Below are 15,345 nucleotides of genomic sequence, written 5' to 3'. Positions count from 1 at the left end.
ATTCTTCCCGCGCAGCACGCCTCCCGTCCAATCGGCGGTGCTACGCCCGTTCGGGGGTACGGGGCCGTCGTTAAGCTGTTGCTTTGCGACGAGCTCCGCCCTCCTCGTAGCCATAGGGCGTAGGTCACAATATGGTGGTCGCTGTTAGCAATTCACGCGAACGATTTGAGGGAGCATCATGAGCGATCGCATCGCAAGCGCCAAGCTGCGCGACAAGGTTATGACCGCCGAGGAAGCAGCCCAGTTTGTCAACCACGGCGACAAGGTCGGCACCTCCGGCTTTACGGGCGCCGGCTACCCCAAGGCCATGCCCGCCGCGATTGCGCAGAAGGCGAAGGCCGCGCATGAGAAGGGGCAGGATTTCTCCATCGACATGTACACCGGTGCCTCCACCGCGCCGGAGTGCGACGGCGTGCTTGCGGAGGCCAACGCGCTGCGTTACCGCATGCCGTACCAGTCGGACCCGACCATGCGGAACAAGATCAACGCCGGCGAGCTGAAATTCCAGGACATCCACCTGTCCCACTCCGGCATGATGGTGGAGGAGGGCTTCTTCGGCGAGGTCGACTTGGCCATCGTGGAAGCCGTGCGCATCACCGAAGACGGCAACATTGTGCCGTCGTCGTCCGTGGGCAACTCCGTCGAGTTCCTCAACGCGGCCAAGAAGATCATCATCGAGGTGAATTCGTGGCAGTCCGAGGAGCTCGAAGGCATGCACGACATCTGGACCGTGCCGCCACTGCCGAACCGCGTCCCGATCCCGATCACCAAGTGCGGGGACCGCATCGGCGCCACCTACATCGAGATCGACCCGGACAAGGTCGTCGCCGTCATTGAGACGAATGACCCGGACCGCAACGCCCCGTTCAAGGCGCCGGACGAGGTTTCCGAGCAGATCGCGGGCAACTTCCTCGACTTCCTGGAAAACGAGGTCAAAGCTGGCCGGCTCACCTACGACGGCTACGTCATGCAGTCCGGCGTGGGCAACGTGCCCAACGCGGTAATGGCGGGCCTGATGGAGTCCAAGTTCGAGAACATCCAGGCCTACACCGAGGTGATCCAGGACGGCATGGTCGACCTCATCGACGCCGGTAAGATGACCGTCGCCTCAGCCACCTCCTTCTCCTTGTCGCCGGAGTACGCGGAGAAGATGAACAGGGAGGCGTCGCGCTACCGCGAGTCCATCATCCTGCGCCCGCAGTCCATCTCCAACCACCCCGAAGTCATCCGCCGCACCGGCTTGATCGCCTCCAACGGCATGATCGAGGCGGACATCTACGGCAACGCCAACTCCACCCACATCAACGGCTCCCGTTTGATGAACGCCCTGGGCGGCTCCGGCGACTTCACCCGCAACGCCTACATCTCCACGTTCATCTCTCCGTCGGTGGCGAAGGACGGCGCCATCTCCGCCATCGTGCCGTTCGCGTCCCACATCGACCACAACGAGCACGACGCCATGGTCTTCATCACCGAGTACGGCGTTGCGGACCTGCGCGGCCTCGCCCCGCGCGACCGTCCCGCGAAGATGATCTCCATCGCGCACCCGTCCTACCGCCCGCTGCTGGAGGAGTATGTCGAGCTCGCCTCCAAGTGCAAGTACCAGGCAACTCCGCATGACCTGCGCCACGCCTTCGACTTCCACATCCGCATGGAGGAGACCGGCACGATGATGAAGGAGGGCTAAAATCCGACCCGATTACCGGGCTCACGGCCCTGGGGGCTACCATGGGACCCTGCGGGCCTTTAGCTCAGTTGGTAGAGCTACGGACTTTTAATCCGCAGGTCCCGGGTTCGAGCCCCGGAGGGCCCACCGCTAACCCCCGCTGCGCACTGCAGCGGGGGTTTGTTCTGTGCGTCACATCCCGGGCTGGCAGTCACCGAGATTATGGTGCTATCAAAGTAACTTACGCCTACCGTTGGTATCCCACCCACCGTTGAGGAAAGGCGAACCATGGCAACTACTGTCGGCCACTACCTGGCCACCCGCTTGGAGCAGATCGGCTTGGAGCACTACTTCCAGGTCCCGGGCGACTACAACCTGCAGCTTTTGGACGAACTGCTCAAAAACGAGAATCTGCAGATGATGAGCTGCACCAACGAACTCAACGCCGCCTATGCGGCCGAGGGCTACGCCCGCGCGAACGGCGCATCGGCATGCGTGATCACCTTCAACGTCGGTGCGTTCTCCGCGCTGAACGGTGTCGCCGGCGCCTACGCGGAGCGCCTGCCCATGATCTTCATCTCCGCAGGCTACAACACCAACGACGAGGCTTCGGGGCGGTTCCTGCACCACACCATCGGCACCACGGACTACTCCTACCAGGAGGAAATGTTCCGCCCGGTGACCTGCAAGACGGTGCGCATCCTCACCGCGGAGGAGGCCCCGGCAAAGATCGACGACGCCATCGCCACCGCCCTGCGCGAGTCCAAGCCCTGCTACATCGAAATCGCGTCCAATCTGGCGGACGCCGAATGCCCTGCTCCCCAGCCGGCGCGGTTTGAGCGGGCGTGGGAGGTCGGTTACGACCACAAGGCAGTGGAGAAGGCCGCCACGGAGATCGCGGCCCAGCTCAACGCTGCGGAGAAGCCGCTCCTGCTGGCCGGACCGCATCTGCGCCCGTACGGTGCCGTCGAGGCGTTTCGGCGGGTGGCGGAGGCAATCGGATGCGCCGTGGCTGTGCAGCCGAACGCGAAGAGCTTCTTCCCCGAAGACCACCCGCAGTACATCGGGCACTACTTGGGCACATCGTCCGCGCCGGGCGTTGAGGCCGTGGTGGACCTCGCTGACTGCGTGCTCGCGGCGGGCCCGATGTTCACCGACTACTCCACGGTGGGGTGGACCACCACCGTGCCGTCGGAGAGCGGCTATATCGCGATCGCCGAAAACGGTGTGACCACGCCCGAGGCCACGTACACCGGCCTGCCCATCGCGGCGGTGCTTGAGGCGCTCGCCGGCAAGGTGGAGCGCAACACCGCAACGATCGACCAGTACAACCGCGACGACGTCACCGGGCAGCAGGCCGAATACACCCCTGCCGATGACTCGGCGCAGCTCACCCGTGCTGAGATGGTGCACCAGATCAACGAGTTGATCGACGGCAACTCCACCCTGTTCGCCGAGACCGGCGACTCCTGGTTCAACGGCCTGCACATGCAGCTGCCCGCCGACGCCGGTTTTGAAATTGAGATGCAGTGGGGTGCCATCGGCTGGTCCGTGCCGTCCTCGCACGGCTACGCAGTGGCCAAGGGTCAGGACCACCACACCATCCTCATGGTCGGCGACGGTTCCTTCCAGCTCACCGCGCAAGAGGTGTGCAACATGATCCGCTACGAGGACAACATCACCGTCATTGTGGTGAACAACACGGGCTACGTCATCGAGTCTGCTCTCCACGAGGGGCCGTACAACTACTACAAGAACTGGGACTACGCGGCCCTGATCAAGGCGTTCAACGCCGAGGACGGCGAGGGTATAGGGATCACCGCCACCACCGCGGGCGAGCTTCGCGACGCGCTCCGCGTCGCACGCGCGAGCACCCGCCGCCCGGTGCTGATCGAGGCCCAGATCCCCCACGACGACATGACCCAGGATCTGGTGAAGTGGGGCAAGCCGGTCTCCGCCGCAATCGGCCGCCCGCCCGCTACACAGCAGTAAGCCGGGTGCGCGCTATCCCCGCTTGGCCTCGGCGGGGGTAGGAAGCAGCGCGAAAATCCACGCGGTGATGACAAACGGCCACGTGTACGTGGGGACGGGCAGGCCCGACATCGCCCATTGGATACACAGGGTGAGCACCACGCCCGCTGCAGCTCCAGCAAGACGCGCCGCCCAGCCGGCGCGCGGCCAAAGCACCGTCCCCACCGCAATGGCTGTCAAAACCGCCGAGTAATTGAACATGCCGGTGGAGACGGTTTCCACGTCTGCGTGCACCGCCCACGCGAGTGCCAAACCGAGCGCGCTGCCTACCAACGCGAACCCGCCGACCTGCACGGACGCGACGCATAGGGCGGCGAGGATGATCAGCCCGGGCACAATTCCGTCTGCCAGGACCACCTCCGAAAAACCGTCGAAAAGGCCGCTAGTGAGACCGGTACTCAGCTGTGATGATGAGACCGGAGGGGTCGTTTCCCACAGATTACCCAGCGGGCCGAAAAGGAGCCCCGCAACAATGCAAAAGGGGGCTGTGACGGCGGGAATGCGAGGGACGCGGTCAAAGACTTGCTGCAGCGGAATCACCGCGGCAGCGCCCGCTACGGTGAGGGTGGCCGCAATGTGCAGCGGCGCGCCGGAGGCGGCGGCTGCAGCCCCAACGAGGGCGCCGTTGTATCCCATGAGGCCACGGGAGGCGCCGTCGACATGCAGTGCTGCGGCAAATGCCAGCTGCACGGCGCTGCCGAGCATCGCGAGCGCTGCTAGCTGCCAGCTGCTCAGTGCCATCGCACAGATGACCAGCAACCCGCTCAGCGCGTTCTGCGCGAGGAAGATTTGAGAGAACCCGCGGAAGTACGCACGCACTGCGGGAAGTATCGGAGCCATGCTGGGGAATATACGCCCCTCTGGGCCGAGCTCGCGCGGCGGGAGATTAGATTGCCTTACATGGAAATGGAAGCGCTGGGTTTCTCAGCTGTTGCGGTGGCGTTTGGCCTATCGATGTTTGCGGGTTTGGCTACGGGTCTAGGGGGCCTTTTGGTAGCCCTGAAGCGCAATCCCAGTGACAGATTCCTCGCCGCCTCCCTGGGTTTTTCGGCCGGCGTGATGGTGTATATCTCGATGGTGGAGCTCCTGCCTCAGGGCAGCGACACGCTCACCGACGATGGGATGCGCGGCCAACTGTGGGGGACCGTCGCCTTTTTCGCCGGCATCGCGGTCATCGCCTTGATTGACCGTTTCGTGCCGGAAAACATCAACCCGCACGAGGACCACTCGGGCGCGAATGCCATGGGCAACATCGGTGTGGTCACCGGCCTGGCCATCGCCGTGCACAACTTCCCGGAGGGGTTCGCGTCATTCATCTCGGCGCTCGAAGACCCGACGCTCGGCCTGCCCATCGCGATCGCCATCGCAATCCACAACATTCCGGAAGGCGTGGCGGTGGCGGTGCCGTTGCGGGAGGCAACCGGTTCCAAGTGGAAGGCGGCCGGCTGGGCAACCCTGTCGGGTCTCGCCGAGCCGCTGGGCGCTCTCATCGGCTTCCTCCTGCTGCGTCCGTTCCTGGGCCCCGCAACGCTCGGCGTCGCCTATGCGGCCATCGCCGGCATCATGGTGTACGTCAGCCTGGACAAGCTACTGCCTACGGCGATGCAGACCGGCAAGCACCACACCTCCGTGTACGGCCTCATCGCTGGCATGGCCGTCATGGCGGTCAGCCTGCTCATCCTCCCGGGATAATGCCTCCGCGCGCAACGACAATGGCCCCTGTAGTGCTCATTTGGTCGCTACAGCAGCCCTGTCGTATGCTGAGCAAGCTGTCATGCAGCGCCCCCATCGTCTAGAGGCCTAGGACTCCGCCCTTTCACGGCGGCAACACGGGTTCGAATCCCGTTGGGGGTACGGCCCTGTGGCGCAGTTGGTTAGCGCGCCGCCCTGTCACGGCGGAGGTCGCGGGTTCAAGTCCCGTCAGGGTCGCTCTTCGCTCGAGGTTCGCCTCGAGTTTTTTGCTTTGCGACGGCGCTACGGTTGCCTACCGTGAATACTCCTTCGTGGTCATGCACGCCACCGCACCCGAGCAGGCCAACGGCTCCGCCTTCAAACAGGCGGGCATCCAGATCGCCGGCGCCGTCCCGCTGCAGATTGGCGAACCCGAGAACTTCTCCGCCTTCCGCATCGGCCTGTTCGGCCTGGACAAGTGGGCCGATGTCGACGGCACCGCCGCGCGATTCGCGGAGGCGCTGGACCGGGTCTAGCCGGGCCGGGTGTAGCCGGGGGTGGTGGATCTAGATTGCGTGGTTGCCGCGGAAACCAAATCTGACCTGGGGTTTTAGGTCCAAGGCCGCGGCCGGGTTGAATCTAGATCCACTAGTCCTCGAGAGCTGGGATGACGTACTCGATCAGCTCGTCGATCTGCTCCTCGGCGGAGCGCTTGCTGGAGCGGAAATTGACCATGACGTGGCTGATCCCCACCTCGCGCTGGGAGCGCAGTAGCTGGACCAGGGTGTTGCGGCCGAGCCGGTAGCCGAAGCTGCCGCCTGAAGCGGGCGCATCGGGGTCCTCGTGCAGGTCGAGCCAGAGCGATTCGGCGAAGGGTTTGAAGGCGGCCGGGGTCCCTGCAACACCCTCGCGGGCGGCCCAGTCGGCCACGGCGGCGTCCCAATTGCGCACGTTCTGGCGCTGGATCTCCAAGCTCTTGTGGTACAGCCCGGGGCCGACCGTGACGGTCTCCAGCAGCGGCAGCACCACGTGGCCGCCGCCGAAGACGAGGGCGCCCGCGCGGTAGAAGGTGTCGAAAATATCCGCGCCGGTCGTGCCGATCAGCCTCGCCACCAGCGGAAGCACAAACAGCAACGCGAAGAACAGCACCAGGCAGACGATGCCGAAGGTGCGCGACCCGCTCTCAGCCTGGGGCTGGTCGTCCGCCTCCTTCTTGACGCGCAGGAACGCCAGACCAGCAACAATGCCGAGCACGATCGCCCCGACCTGGATGAGCGGGTGCGGCACGAGCAGAACGAGCACCAGCGCAGCCACGGCGATCGCGGCGTGAATCTTGCCGGTGACCAGGTTCTTCGTCATGCCGTACACAGCCTGCGCCACGACAGCGACAGCCGCAGCCTTCAGACCGAGCAGCCAGCCTGCCTCGCTGATATCGCCCAACTGCGCGACGCCCAGCGCGAACGCCACCATGAGCAGCACCAACGGCAGCGTGAAGCCCACCCACGCCAGGAACATGCCCAGGCACCCGGCGCGCTGCAGGCCGATCGCCATGCCCACCTGGCTCGACGCCGGCCCGGGCAGGAATTGGCACAGCGCCACCAGGTCGGCGTACTGCTTGTCCGAAAACCACTTCCGCTTCTCCACGAATTCGTCGCGGAAATACCCCGGGTGCGTCGTCGGCCCGCCGAACGAGGTGCAGCCGAGGCGGAGGAAGATTCTGAAGATGCGCAATGGCGAAGTCATGCTAGCTCCCTTCGTTCCACCTGTTCCATCTGTTGAATTTTAAGACGAGATTCCCTTCAAAGATAGTAAAACTCTGTACGTCACCTGTTGGCCAGATATAACTAAAGTTGCAATTGGCCAGATATAACTAAAGTTGCAAAAAGATGCTGGCCGAATCTGGATGAGCTACTATTTTCGGAAACCCTTTGGAGGGCTTAAGTATAACTAGGCGACGCGAATATCGCCGGAAAGGAACACATGAGGTTTTATAAATTTGGTGCTACTCTCCTGACCGCATTGGCCTGTGGCGCTATGCTCCCAGTTGCCGATGCTGCGCCTAATCTGCCTGAACTCTCGGCACCCGTCGCTCCTAACCTTCCCCAAGTCCCTAACCTTCCCGCGCCTAACCTTCCCGCGCCCAACCTTCCCGCGCCCAACCTTCCCGCGCCTAACCTTCCCGCGCCTAACCTTCCCGCGCCTAACCTTCCCGCGCCTAACCTTCCCGCGCCTAACCTTCCCCAAGTCCCTAACCTTCCTCAAGTTCCTTCGCTTCCTGCGCCTAACGTTCCCCAGCTTGAAGAATTAGAGCCGGCCCCACCAGTCAATAGCCACGTCAAGGAAAGCTACGTCAACTTTGGCGACTCAGTAGGTGCGAATCCGACCGCCTTGGATGTCACCGTCTACCGAGCGAAGCTGAAAAACCCCTCGATACAATGGCCGACGATCCGAGAAGGTTTTTGTGCGCAGGACCCCAACAATTTTGCAGCTCAGGCCGCGCGAAGCACCGGTCTGCGCCTAGAAGACTACTCGTGCCCCGGTGCCACTGCTTATGTAGAACCTACGGAAAATGATTCGATTCCACATGACACAGTTCGTCAGCAAGTTGAACGAGCCATCAAGGATGGCAGTCTTGATTCCAATACCCGGCTGGTCACCATCAGCGCTGGCGTGAACGACACCTACCAGCCCAGTAACTTCCCTTCAATAACCACCCAGGAACAACGGATGAAACGCTTCAACGAGGCGATGGTGGGAGCAATTAATCGCATCAAGGAAACCGCGCCTAGCGCCAAGGTGATCATCCTCGGGATTCCCGATGAGACAGATGGTTTCAACCACACCTGTGGATCTAATCTTTTAAACGTTACCAGTCACTGGTACTTTCCGTTGGTAGCCTACTACCAAGACGAAATTCGCGAGCAGCAGCGACGAGCTGCCGCTGATACGAATAGCGAGTTTCTTGACATGGTTGCCGAAATTTCCGTAGAAAGCGGAAAGAATGGTTGCTCGAACGATCCGGGCCGTTACGGCGCTTCCATTGCAGACGATGCCTCGCACAAGCTCGCAGGCCACCTAACCGATGCCGGACACGTCTACTACGCTAAGCGCATTACTGAAACATACTTCAGTTAACCAGTCCATCCCCCTCTGCGTAGGCAGCTAGATACAGAAAGGTTGATACACATGACACCCGAATTCGCCCTTATGCTTATCAGGGAGTATCCGTTGACCACTCCACTGATACACCTCACCGGTTTTCCAACCATCGAAAATTTTTGGGGGAGAACTCTTAACGCCTGGCCAAGCGTTAAGCAATCTTTAGAACTTTCATTTCAGGTAGCCGTTAACGCTCTACCTAAATTCTAGAATCCATTAGCGACTTTCTAACGGTCTAAGGAATCATCATGACGTCCAAAAGCTCCGAACGCCCTGGGCTGGGCTCATCGAGCGTTAACCCTGACACCGCTATCCCCGGGCCGAAATCGTACCCGCTAATCGGAACCGCCTATTCACTCGATCCACGCAACATCGTTCAGTCCGGAACGCGATTAGCTGAAAAACACGGGCGTTTTTATCGACAAGAGATACCCGGCTCTGCACCGTTCTACGTGGTGACCTCTTTCGCCTTGGTCGATGAGCTCTCAGATGAAACCCGTTTTCATAAGGTCGTCCACCCCGCCCTCCAAGAAGTAAGCGGATTCTCTGGTAACGGCCTTTTTACCGCCGAGTTCGACGATCCGGAGTGGGGTAAAGCACATCGGATTCTTATGCCCGCTTTCAGCCCAGTTGCTCTGCGCGGAATGTACCACCGCATGGCAGACATCGCAGACCAGCTTATGCTTAAGTGGTCGAGAGCACGAGCCGATGAAGAAATTGATGTCGCTGGTGACTTCACTAGATTGACGCTCGACACCATTGCGCTCTGCTCATTTACATTTCGCTTCAATTCATTCTATACGGAAGGCTTTCACCCCTTTATCGACGCAATGGGTCGTGGCTTGAATCATGCCGGCAAGCGAGCCCATGCTTTGAAGATTCAGAAGACTCTTGGTCTTATTGGCAATCACCAGTTCAAGAACGATGTCTCGGTCATGCAGGACACCGTCGATAGTTTGATTAGGGAACGACGAAGGAATCCTAGCCCAGAGGGCTATGAAGACGTTCTCGATGTCATGATGAATGCAACCGATCCTGAGACTGGGGGGCGTCTGACCGACGAAAACCTACGCTATCAGTTGATTACGTTTCTAATTGCAGGCCACGAGACAACTTCTGGGCTGCTCAGTTTCGTTCTCTACGAATTGATGCGTAATCCCCGAGTCTTAGCCAAGGCACGCGAAAACACCGATTCGGTCCTCAACGGTAGATTCCCTCAATATGAAGATCTCAAAGATCTAAACTACATTGATCAAGTACTTCGTGAAGGTCTAAGGAARTACCCCACTGCTCCGGCATATGCAGTAACACCTTTTGAAACTACGACGATTGGTGAGAACGGTGGCACAGGAGGAACCCCTGTAACTGTTAACCCTGGAGACACGCTGTTGGTTCTCCTCGGACACATGCATCGTGATCCGGCCGTATGGGATAATCCCGAAGAGTTCAGACCGGAACGGTTCGATCCTGAGAATGCCAAATTWATACCTCATAATGCGTGGAAACCATTTGGAAATGGGCAACGATCGTGTCTCGGCCGCTTCTTCGCGCTCCAAGAAGCCACMATGATGCTTGCGTTGATTGTTCAACACTTGGATTTCAACTTCGCAAATCCAAGCTATGAACTGGAAATGCTTGACGGCCTAACTTCGAAACCGAAAGACCTGTTCGTCACTATCCAACCGAGGGAAGAATATCCGTACCTCGGACCCAAGCGCTACGACGAGCCTCACGCTGACGCTCCCACGACAGAAGAGACACCAATCACAAAGGTCGATGCTCCTCCGAACGGGTATAAGCTGCGCCTGCTCGTAGGYTCTAAYGCCGGAACCTCTCGTAGTCACGCTGAAGAATTAGCGGCYTTTGCCAAAACACAAGGCTTCGAAGTCGACATGTCTGATCTCGATGATGCCGTCAATTCTTTGCAGGCGGGCGACATTGCAATCGTAGCTACCAGCTCATATGAAGGTTTCCCCCCGGATAATGCAAAGCGTTTCTTCAATTGGATAACAGGCAAGGAAGCACCGTCACTAACAGGTGTGAAATTTGCTGTGCTTGGCAGCGGTAACTCAGACTGGGCAGAGACGTTCCAACGCGTTCCAGCCGAGATCGACGAGGCCATGGAATCTCGCGGAGCCATACGATTGATTGATCGCGGTGTAATTGACATGAAGGGAGACTATTTCGCCGACTTCGAATCTTGGTCAAAACGACTTTGGTCAAAACTCGCAGCCGATCTCGATCTTTCGTTCGATGATCACAGCAAGTCAGACTTCGTCGAGGTCACAGTAGTTGATGCTGGGCGTCAGAATATGTTGGTAGCCGAGACAGACGGCCCATTCGTCGAAGCAGTAGTCACCAGCGTTCAAAAGCTATCCACAGACGTTGATGGGGCCATGAACGAGAAATTCAAGGCTGTTCTTGAACTTCCTGAAGGGGTTTCATACTCGACAGGCGATTACTTAGAGGTACTCCCGAAGAACTCGTCATCCGGTGTCAACCGCGTGTTGGACCATTTCCAACTAGCAGGGGAAGATCGCATAAAGCTTTCCGGTTGCTCCACGTTCCTGCCCATAGACCAAGTATTGACAATTAATGATCTACTTGAAAACTACGTTGAGCTTGCAACACCGTTGAGCAAGCGGCACCTGGATCTAGCAGTTGCACAGTGTCAATGCCCACCCGAAAAAGCTCAACTATCGCAACTCGCTGAAACCGAAACTTTCAACGAGCTGCTCGAGAAGCGGACCTCGCTCCTAGATTTCCTCGAAACTTTCCGATCTGTAGACTTCACCTTCGGCCAGTTCATTTCAATGCTTGAGCCGCTCCGAGCTCGTCGCTACTCAATCTCGTCGTCTGCTCTCGGTGAACCGACAAAGCCTTCTTTGACCTTCTCCCGCATCGAATCTCCTGCATGGTCAGGCCGTGGAACCTTCACTGGCGTTTCTTCCAATTATTTAGCGAAACAGCAGGCCGGTTCTAAGATCTTGGTTTCGGTAGTGCCCGGAAATARACATTTCCAAGTGGAGCCAGATCCATCCATACCAATGATTCTCATCGGCGCTGGTACTGGGATCGCTCCCCTCCGTGCATTCATCGAGGAACGTGCAACACGTTGCCAGAATGAAGGCATCACACCAGCTAAATCTTTGTTTTTCTATGGCTGCCACGGCCCCGAATCCGACTTCCTATATAGCGAGGAACTCCATGAGTGGGAGAAGGATGGYGTAATCGATGTTCGCACCGCGTTCTCACGTCACCACAGTCGAAGCGAAAGCGGTACGGACATTAAGTATGTTCAGGACCGCCTCTATTCGGATCGCAATGATGTGTTCARTCTTCTCGAGAAAGGAGCGAAGACCCTCGTTTGCGGAGATGCCAAGCGGATGGCCCCAGCGGTTCGTAAGACTTTCGCAAAGATAATCTCGGAGCACCGAGGCTTCAATGAGCAACAGGCTGCTGCAGAAGTCAGAAATATGGAGCAGGAACTCTTTACTTATGTAACAGAGGCATTCACCTAATCGAGCACACCCCGCTACTGAAAGGAAGCGCACATGTCTAAATACACTCTTCACCCCGATACCGACCACGGGGTACCAAAAAAGGAAGTCATACGTCAATTTTTCTACTTCTTGAACGTCATCCGAAAGAACAACATCTTCGAGCTCGGCTCTGTCGCCGATGTCAAAGCAGATGCTAGAACCATTAAGCGTTTTGGCTCGCTTGAAAGCGGCGGCCTTGCCAACACCGCTCGGCGTCATCCAGAACGCCTGGGGCTTGTAGATGACGACGGAGAGCTGACCTACTACGAGTTCTATGACCGTGTGGTACGGCTGGCTACTGGTTTGATGCAAAATGGGGTCCGCGATGGAGGTAACCTAGCCGTCTTGGCTTTGAATGGTCGTGCTTCCATTTTCCCACTGTGCGCCCGCCAGTTCGTCGGCTATCACATCTTCATGATCAACGCTAATAGTTCTGGACCCCAGATCGAACGGGTTCTAGAATTCCACGAGGTGGAAACCCTCATTGTCGATCAGAGTTTCTACGACCGGCTCACCGACAAGACCAAAGAGAACTGCACCGTCATCATCGGGCATATCGACGACCCCGGAATGCTTCCAGCAGATGCCCTTACAATGGACCAGGTCATCGAGAGCGGTTCCACAGATCTCGATCTTCTACCTGAAAAACCTACTAGGTCACAGCATGTGGTAATGACATCAGGAACGACGGGCATGCCTAAGGGTGTAGTCCGAAGGCAGCTGAAGTCGCCCCAAGGGATCGGACCCGTGCTTGGAACCGTCCCGTGGCGGAGAGGTATGTCCGTTCTATTAACCGGGGTGCTGTTCCACTTTTACGGGTGGGGCAATATGCTCCTGTGCATCTTCACCGGTTCAACAATCGTTACGCAGCGGAACTTCGATTCTTCTAAGGCTCTTGAACAGTTCGAAAAGTACGACATCAATGCTTGGATCAGTTCAGCCTCTCGTTTACGAGAGATGATCGCTCACCTCGACCGGAACGCAATCGACCGAGTAGACGGTCTAGAATTCATCACTTCTTCCGGTAGCCCGCTAACCTCATACGAGGTCGAGAAAGTAAATGAGAAGTTCGGAAAAGTTTTCCACAACTGCTACGGGTCAACCGAGACCTCAGGGTTAGCCATCTCCGATGCTGATGAGCTAGCCGCAGATCCGACACTCACAGGCACTATTCACCCCGGTTCAGTTATCGAAATTCGTGATGACGACGGCACTCTTCTACCGGACGGTGAAATCGGCGAAATTTTCGCCGGCGCATACGATATGTTTGTTGGCTACACTGACCCTTCAATCGAGATCAAGACCAACAACAATCTTCTGCGAATGGGTGATCGCGGCTATCGACGCGGTAATCGGCTTTACGTTAAAGGTCGAGCAGATGACCTTGTAATCACACAGTATGGCGAGAAAATCTTCCCTTCGGAGATTGAGGATCTCCTCGTTCGGGACGAAAGGATTGACGATGTCCATGTTCATGGTGTCTCAGATCCTCACTATGGGCAAGCTCTGCGAGCCTACGTAATTCGTGAGGACGGGGTAACCGCAAACGAACTCGACGACGTGGAAGTGCGACGAATCGTGACGGCTGGTCTCTCAGATGCTCATGCACCGAGAGATGTATTCTTTGTGGCCGATTTCCCGCGCAACCCGATGGGCAAAGTGATCCGGCCTGAACTTCCCGGACAATCTACCGTTTAAGACTGTTAATCTACGTTCTCTGCACTGCTCCCCCGTTAGTTGCCTGCTGATGGGGGAGCAGCCCTTTTTTCAGAACAACCGAATCCAACAACGCCTGGCGCGCACGTTGCCCACGATGCCCACGATGCCCACGATGCCATCGTCGTCACGGGCGCGAGCGAGAACAACCTGCGCAACGTCTCCGTCAGCATTCCGAAACGCCGCTTCACCGTCGCCGGCGTCTCCGGATCAGGGAAGTCCTCGCTGGTCTTCGGTACCATCGCGGGGGAATCGCAGCGGCTGATCAACGAGACGTACTCGTCCTTCGTGCAGGGTTTCATGCCGTCGATGGCGCGGCCACGGATGTCACTCCGATGCTGCGGGTGTTGTACTCCCGGATCGCGGAACCGAACGCGGGTGGCCCCGGGGCGTCATCCTTCAACGTTCCGAGCGTGACCGGCAAGAAGAAAGTGGTGAAGCACTTCTCGCGCACCGGCGGGATGTGCCCGACGTGCGCGGGCACCGGGCGTGCAAGCAGGTTCGACGAGGCGTAGGTGGTGGACGAATCGCTGTCCCTCGACGACGGCGCCATCCTCGCGCCGGGCTACAAGCCCGGATCCTGGCAGTTCTGCGCATGCGCCGAGGCAGGTAAGTTCCCCGCCGAGGTGCCGGTGGGGGAGTTTACTCCGGAGCAGCGCCACGCCCTGCTGTACGGCGAGCAGGAGAGGGTGCAGTGTTTAGACCACGTGTTTAGTAACGGTGTGGTGAGTATCGGGTAACGCCCGGGTGAGTATCGAGTAACACCCGGGCGTTTTGGGGTTTCGGCGGGGTTATGGGGCCAGTCGCATGTTGGTGCCTTCGAGTGTGATGATTTCGGCGCCGGCGACGAGTCGGTTGAGGATGGATTCGGCGATGACGGCATCGGGGATGGATTTGTACCACTCGTCGGGTGTGAACTGGGATGTCACGATGGTGGATCCGCGGGGTTCGCGCTCTGCGAGGATGTTGAGCAGTTGGTGTGCGGTGACGGCATCGATTGGGGTGGTCAGGAAGTCGTCGAGGACTAACACGTCTGTGTGGTGGAGGTCTTCGAGGAATGTGATGCGGGCTGGGTCGTCGTGTTTGAGCACGGCGAGGTGGTTGGCAAGTGTGTCGGTGCGGAAGAAGCGTGCGGAGTAGTCGTTTCGGCACGCCGCGGTGAGTAGTGCTTGGGCGAGGTAGGTTTTGCCGACGGAGGATTTGCCCAGGATGACAATGTTTTGTGCGCTTTGGCACCATTGGCAGTGAGCGAGTCGGGTGATTTGCTCTTTGTTGATGGTGCGGCCGGGCGTGTAGGTGATGTCTTCGATACAAGCATCGGGATTTGGCGATCGGGATGCTTTGAGCAGTTTGTTGACTCGCCTCTCACGCTTGGCCGCTACCTCTTTGTCGAGTGCGTAGAGCACCTTGTCGGAAAAGCTCCAATCGTCGAAGGCGGGATCGGCGGCGATGTCGATGACGCTTTGTCCGAAGGCGGTCATGCGCAGGTCGGTAAAGACCGGCAGGACTGATTCATCGAGGAAGCGGGCAGATGCTGATGCTGGCTGTGGGTGGGGCATG

The 15,345-nt window shown here is 58.6% G+C and carries 10 protein-coding genes, 3 tRNA genes and 2 pseudogenes; 11 read left to right on the top strand and 4 right to left on the bottom strand.

What is annotated here, in order from left to right; translation table 11 throughout:
- Positions 1–178 precede the first annotated feature (178 nt).
- The 3 genes from CUREI_RS09250 (at position 179) to CUREI_RS09240 (ending at position 3,658) form a co-directional block, all read left to right on the top strand.
- A complete protein-coding gene (locus CUREI_RS09250; protein ID WP_038612920.1) occupies positions 179–1,687 on the top strand; it encodes an acetyl-CoA hydrolase/transferase family protein in 1,509 nt (502 codons plus the stop codon).
- Positions 1,688–1,740: 53 nt separating this feature from the next.
- Positions 1,741–1,813, top strand: a tRNA-Lys gene (locus CUREI_RS09245).
- 141 nt (positions 1,814–1,954) lie between these two features.
- Positions 1,955–3,658 carry an alpha-keto acid decarboxylase family protein gene (locus tag CUREI_RS09240; RefSeq protein WP_038612918.1) on the top strand — a complete coding sequence of 568 codons (1,704 nt, stop codon included), beginning with the start codon at positions 1,955–1,957 and terminating at the stop codon, positions 3,656–3,658.
- A 12-nt stretch (positions 3,659–3,670) separates the two neighbouring features.
- On the opposite strand, the gene CUREI_RS09235 is transcribed toward CUREI_RS09240, so the two are convergent.
- Positions 3,671–4,537 (bottom strand): urea transporter, encoded by an 867-nt coding sequence (locus CUREI_RS09235; protein ID WP_069202897.1) that lies wholly within the window; start codon positions 4,535–4,537, stop codon positions 3,671–3,673.
- Between the two features lie 66 nt (positions 4,538–4,603).
- Here CUREI_RS09235 and zupT point away from each other — a divergent pair, with 66 nt between their 5' ends.
- From zupT to CUREI_RS09215, 4 genes are all read left to right on the top strand, one after another.
- Positions 4,604–5,389: a zinc transporter ZupT gene (zupT, locus tag CUREI_RS09230; RefSeq protein WP_038612916.1), complete on the top strand. Its 786-nt coding sequence runs from the start codon at positions 4,604–4,606 to the stop codon at positions 5,387–5,389.
- A gap of 89 nt (positions 5,390–5,478) precedes the next feature.
- Positions 5,479–5,551 (top strand) — tRNA-Glu (locus CUREI_RS09225).
- A gap of 1 nt (position 5,552) precedes the next feature.
- A tRNA-Asp gene (locus CUREI_RS09220) sits at positions 5,553–5,626 on the top strand.
- Positions 5,627–5,706: 80 nt separating this feature from the next.
- Positions 5,707–5,904: a hypothetical protein gene (locus CUREI_RS09215; protein ID WP_144242449.1), complete on the top strand. Its 198-nt coding sequence runs from the start codon at positions 5,707–5,709 to the stop codon at positions 5,902–5,904.
- Positions 5,905–6,016: 112 nt separating this feature from the next.
- On the opposite strand, the gene chrA is transcribed toward CUREI_RS09215, so the two are convergent.
- Both chrA and CUREI_RS12665 read right to left on the bottom strand, forming a co-directional pair.
- Positions 6,017–7,111, bottom strand: a complete 1,095-nt coding sequence (gene chrA, locus CUREI_RS09210; protein ID WP_051952317.1) for a chromate efflux transporter — start codon at positions 7,109–7,111, stop codon at positions 6,017–6,019.
- A 204-nt stretch (positions 7,112–7,315) separates the two neighbouring features.
- A complete protein-coding gene (locus CUREI_RS12665) occupies positions 7,316–7,630 on the bottom strand; it encodes a hypothetical protein (protein WP_038612912.1) in 315 nt (104 codons plus the stop codon).
- 96 nt (positions 7,631–7,726) lie between these two features.
- Here CUREI_RS12665 and CUREI_RS12025 point away from each other — a divergent pair.
- The 4 genes and pseudogenes from CUREI_RS12025 to CUREI_RS12330 all read left to right on the top strand — a co-directional run.
- Positions 7,727–8,503 (top strand): annotated as a pseudogene (locus tag CUREI_RS12025) (GDSL-type esterase/lipase family protein); the annotation flags it as partial.
- Between the two features lie 272 nt (positions 8,504–8,775).
- A complete protein-coding gene (locus CUREI_RS11830; RefSeq protein WP_084768303.1) occupies positions 8,776–12,048 on the top strand; it encodes a bifunctional cytochrome P450/NADPH--P450 reductase in 3,273 nt (1,090 codons plus the stop codon).
- Between the two features lie 33 nt (positions 12,049–12,081).
- Positions 12,082–13,767 carry an AMP-binding protein gene (locus tag CUREI_RS09190; RefSeq protein WP_038610132.1) on the top strand — a complete coding sequence of 562 codons (1,686 nt, stop codon included), beginning with the start codon at positions 12,082–12,084 and terminating at the stop codon, positions 13,765–13,767.
- Between the two features lie 138 nt (positions 13,768–13,905).
- Positions 13,906–14,480 (top strand): annotated as a pseudogene (locus CUREI_RS12330) (excinuclease ABC subunit UvrA); the annotation flags it as partial.
- Between the two features lie 96 nt (positions 14,481–14,576).
- Here the strand turns inward: CUREI_RS12330 and CUREI_RS09175 are convergent.
- A complete protein-coding gene (locus CUREI_RS09175) occupies positions 14,577–15,344 on the bottom strand; it encodes an ATP-binding protein (RefSeq protein WP_038610129.1) in 768 nt (255 codons plus the stop codon).
- Between the last annotated feature and the right edge of the window lies 1 nt (position 15,345).

Origin of the sequence: Corynebacterium ureicelerivorans (genome assembly GCF_000747315.1) — a bacterium.
Taxonomy (GTDB): Bacteria; Actinomycetota; Actinomycetes; order Mycobacteriales; family Mycobacteriaceae; genus Corynebacterium; species Corynebacterium mucifaciens.
This window is presented reverse-complemented; position numbering and strand designations above follow the sequence as displayed.

Coding starts and splice junctions, on each gene's coding strand:
- CUREI_RS09250 (WP_038612920.1), top strand. CDS start 179: ATGAGCGATCGCATCGCAAGCGCCAAGCTGCGCGACAAGGTTATGACC.
- CUREI_RS09240 (WP_038612918.1), top strand. CDS start 1,955: ATGGCAACTACTGTCGGCCACTACCTGGCCACCCGCTTGGAGCAGATC.
- CUREI_RS09235 (WP_069202897.1), bottom strand. CDS start 4,537: ATGGCTCCGATACTTCCCGCAGTGCGTGCGTACTTCCGCGGGTTCTCT.
- zupT (WP_038612916.1), top strand. CDS start 4,604: ATGGAAGCGCTGGGTTTCTCAGCTGTTGCGGTGGCGTTTGGCCTATCG.
- CUREI_RS09215 (WP_144242449.1), top strand. CDS start 5,707: ATGCACGCCACCGCACCCGAGCAGGCCAACGGCTCCGCCTTCAAACAG.
- chrA (WP_051952317.1), bottom strand. CDS start 7,111: ATGACTTCGCCATTGCGCATCTTCAGAATCTTCCTCCGCCTCGGCTGC.
- CUREI_RS09190 (WP_038610132.1), top strand. CDS start 12,082: ATGTCTAAATACACTCTTCACCCCGATACCGACCACGGGGTACCAAAA.
- CUREI_RS09175 (WP_038610129.1), bottom strand. CDS start 15,344: ATGCCCCACCCACAGCCAGCATCAGCATCTGCCCGCTTCCTCGATGAA.